This is a genomic window from Clostridium sp. DSM 8431, assembly GCF_900116755.1.
Lineage (GTDB): Bacteria > Bacillota > Clostridia > Clostridiales > Clostridiaceae > Clostridium.
On the sequence record NZ_FPBY01000267.1, the window covers coordinates 1 to 2702 of the forward strand.

Annotated in this window: 5 protein-coding genes; all 5 read right to left on the reverse strand. The window is 27.4% G+C overall.

Annotated elements, in window-relative coordinates:
• Positions 1-189: 189 nt before the first annotated feature.
• The 5 genes from BM384_RS16490 to BM384_RS16505 all read right to left on the reverse strand — a co-directional run bounded on the left by BM384_RS16490 (position 190) and on the right by BM384_RS16505 (position 2262).
• Positions 190-627 (reverse strand): hypothetical protein, encoded by a 438-nt coding sequence (locus BM384_RS16490; protein ID WP_090015282.1) that lies wholly within the window; start codon positions 625-627, stop codon positions 190-192.
• 20 nt (positions 628-647) lie between these two features.
• Entirely contained in the window at positions 648-1211 is a 564-nt protein-coding gene (locus BM384_RS16495; RefSeq protein WP_090015279.1) for a DJ-1/PfpI family protein, read from the reverse strand.
• 131 nt (positions 1212-1342) lie between these two features.
• A complete protein-coding gene (locus BM384_RS18405) occupies positions 1343-1501 on the reverse strand; it encodes a hypothetical protein (RefSeq protein ID WP_242946100.1) in 159 nt (52 codons plus the stop codon).
• Between the two features lie 132 nt (positions 1502-1633).
• Positions 1634-1828, reverse strand: coding sequence for a hypothetical protein (locus BM384_RS18415; protein WP_242946102.1), 195 nt, complete (start codon positions 1826-1828; stop codon positions 1634-1636).
• A gap of 41 nt (positions 1829-1869) precedes the next feature.
• Complete coding sequence (locus BM384_RS16505) at positions 1870-2262, reverse strand: hypothetical protein (RefSeq protein WP_090015281.1); 393 nt, start codon at positions 2260-2262, stop codon at positions 1870-1872.
• Positions 2263-2702: the final 440 nt, after the last annotated feature.

Genomic DNA, 2702 nt, shown 5'->3' on the forward strand with positions numbered 1-2702 from the left:
TTGGTATCATAATTTAATTTTACCAAAAAATCGCTGTAAGTTTAATGCCTACAGCGATTTTCTTTTTAGGAGAGTTTTTTTACATCCCCTTATTTTTTGAAACTCCTTCAAAAACCTCTTAAGCTCCTTCGTAGCATCCACATCCAGATAAACAGTAGACTCACCCAAAATCAAATAATTATGTTACATTTATCTTTGATTCATATATTCTTCTACTTCTTGCTCTGATAATTTTCTTACTTGTGTATTATTAAACTCAGCATATTCCTTATTTATATATACAGGTTTCATTTCTTCACAAGTTTTATTTTTATTCTTTTTTAAAAACATTTTTAAGTCTTCAATTTCTGCAAATATTTTATATGATATCCGTCCTGAATCACTCTTTATTTCATATATTCCACAACTCTTTTTCATTGTATAATCTGCTGTCCTTAAATATAGCTTAGCAATTTCTAATGATTTAAATGGAAAGTTCCACCTTTGTAACCCTCTTTTTTTATCATGTTCTATACATATGCATCGCCTACAAGAACCACAGATATATTGTGTATGATTTTTTAAACAATCTAAAGGGCTAAGAAGTGGAGTTATTCTATTATTGTCACTATAACATTCTTTGCATATACTCATGATTAATAATTTCTCTATATTTCTAGTACCTTAATAAAAGCCTTCATTATAGAAATATGTGCTGCCCAAGATTGTGAAGTAACTAAATTTCCATCAGTTATTGCTACATCGCCTTCAACATCTACAAATTCTCCTCCAGCAGATATAATTTCTGGCTTAACTGTAGGATAAGCAGTAAGCTTTCTTCCCTTAAGCATTCCTGTAGCAACTAAAATTTGTGGTCCATGACATACAGCTCCTAATGGTTTATTTTCCTTTAAGAAATGCTTCACTATATCAAGAACTCTTTCATCTAATCTTAAATATTCAGGTGATCTTCCTCCTGAAATATATAACCCATCATATTCATTTACATTAATCTTATCAAATGATTTATTTAACATAAAATTATGTCCTTGTTTTTCAGTATAAGTTTGATCTCCTAAGAAATCATGGATAGCTGTCTTAACAACTTCTCCTTCCTTTTTATCTGGACATACTGCATCTACTTCACATCCAAGTGTTTGCAATAATTGAAATGGAACCATTGCTTCATAATCTTCTGTAAAGTCCCCTACCAATAATAATATTTTTTTCATAAAAACTCCTCCTTATTAAGTAAAATTTAATTTAAGCTTATTGCTCTAGATAATTACCAGAAAATTTTTAAATACATTCTATATTATACCATGATATTCCTTTTAAATAAGCATTATCTCCATTATTTAACTTACAGTTTTTTACTCATATATAATGATTCTGGCACATTTATATATGGACCATAATTAGGTATCTCTTCAAAACCTAATTTTTTATATACATGACATGATTCAGCAAGTATTTTTCCAGTTTCAAGGATAATTGATTTATATCCAATTCTCTTCCCCATTTAATAAGATTTTCTACTAGTTCTGTACCTACACCTTTTCCTTGAGCTTCTGGTATTATAAAAATTCTCTTAAGTTCTACTCTTTCTTCATCATAAGCTCTTATAGCACCACCACCAATTGGTTTTTTATCTTTATACTACAATTGCTTCATTAATCTTATCTAATAAATTAAACTTCTTGTATTTGTCTCTCTGAATTTCTACTCCAACTCTTCTATCTAAATCTTCATCAAGCATTCTATAGTTTTCTATAAAGTCTAAATTATTTTTATATTGGTATAATTTTTTCTTAAGGCCTCTTTTTAAATACAAAAAGGCCTTAATCATTAATAAACACTATATATGCATAATAAAAAGCACTTCTTTTTTTAAATTTCTTCGGCACCTTTAATTAAAAAATATATTCCTATAAGCCAAAGTAAATTGCCTATATTAGTATATCTATTAGGATCTAAAGAGTTTTCATACTCTCCATTTATTGATTTATTATACAAATAATTATATTGCCGAAATCCTATTAGTGTTGTAAGAAACTGTGCAAAGAACAGTATATTTAGAGCTGTATTAATTGTCTCTTGAGGATTAATACCTTCTATTTTTTCATTATTATATTCAGCTTTGGCAACTTCTTTTTGTTGAAGTATTCCTTCATATACCATTAAAATTGAATAAATAAAAATAAGGATTGAAAGTTGCTGCCCATCTAGTAATTGTTTTTTTGTTATATAATCAAAAGTTGTCAAATTACTATTATATTCCATAGTGTGTCTCCTAAAATAGATATCTATATATACTATTAATTTTCATCATATGTAGCCATTAATTATTACAATTTATTTTTATATATTATTATTTCTTAACATTACTATTATTTACTTTTGGGAACTACACAATAGTTTTTAGTGTCCACTCCTCACAATTCCAAACTCTACTTATAACTCTTATCATAAAACTCTTTTTAATGTCAAATAAGAATTACATTCATTATGTGATTTTTACCATATAAATGTTAGTAAAAAATACGTAGTGATAATATAGTAGACTAATCGAGTAGGAGGTAATCAATTATTTTGATTACCGACCTCTCACACCTCTTAAGCCCCGAGAATTATTTGGACAAAGCATATTAGTATAGGTTATACTAAATATAGTAATTATTGGAGGTAATTTATGAAAGGAAAAACTTATTCAGAAGAATTTA

What these genes read in the sequence shown, in the direction of transcription:
- BM384_RS16495 (WP_090015279.1), bottom strand. Translation starts at nt 1,211, where the DNA reads ATGAAAAAAATATTATTATTGGTAGGGGACTTTACAGAAGATTATGAA.
- BM384_RS16505 (WP_090015281.1), bottom strand. Translation starts at nt 2,262, where the DNA reads ATGGAATATAATAGTAATTTGACAACTTTTGATTATATAACAAAAAAA.
- BM384_RS18415 (WP_242946102.1), bottom strand. Translation starts at nt 1,828, where the DNA reads ATGATTAAGGCCTTTTTGTATTTAAAAAGAGGCCTTAAGAAAAAATTA.
- BM384_RS18405 (WP_242946100.1), bottom strand. Translation starts at nt 1,501, where the DNA reads ATGGGGAAGAGAATTGGATATAAATCAATTATCCTTGAAACTGGAAAA.